The organism is Azospirillum sp. UFLA03-27 (assembly GCF_059803775.1).
The window spans coordinates 1-683 of sequence record NZ_JAUQTX010000536.1 but is presented as its reverse complement, the minus strand read 5'-3'; the positions used below and the strand labels follow the sequence as shown (position 1 = coordinate 683).

The 683-nt window shown below is 69.1% G+C and carries 1 protein-coding gene; it reads left to right on the top strand.

Annotated elements, in window-relative coordinates:
• The coding region (locus tag Q4I23_RS32940) for a TRAP transporter large permease (protein ID WP_498529038.1) at positions 1-683 on the top strand (683 nt) is incomplete at both ends.

The window sequence follows — 683 nt, the reverse complement described above, 5'->3', positions numbered from 1 at the left end:
CTGATGCTCCACGGCGGCGTCGCCGACAAGATCGTCGCCACCGCCAAGAACATGGTCGGCCACATCCGCGGCGGCCTCGGCATGTCCAACGTCGTCGCCTGCACGCTGTTCGGCGGCGTCGCCGGTTCCCCCGTCGCCGACGTCTCGGCCATGGGTGCGGTGATGATCCCGATGATGAAGCGCGAGGGCTACCACGCCGACTACGCCGTCAACGTCACCACCCACGCCGCCCTGGTCGGCGCGCTGATGCCGACCAGCCACAACATGATCATCTACGCGCTGGCCGCCGGCGGCAAAGCCTCCATCGGCGCGCTGATCGCGGCGGGCATCGTCCCCGCCCTGCTGCTGATGGTCTGCAACCTGGGTGCGGCCTACTACGTCGCGGTCAAGCGCGGCTACCCCGCCGGCACCTTCCCGGGCTGGGCCATCCTGGGCCGCTCCTTCGCCGCCGCGGCCCCCGGCCTGCTCATCGTCGTGATCATCCTGGCCGGCATCACGTCCGGCGTCTTCACCGCCACCGAGTCCGCCTCCATCGCGGTGATCTACGCCCTGCTGCTCACCACCTTCGTCTACCGCACGCTGACCTGGGACCACTTCCTGGCGGCGGCCGCCAAGACGGTCAAGACGACCGGCGTGGTCCTGCTGCTGATCGGCGTCTCCACGATGTTCCAGTACATCATGGG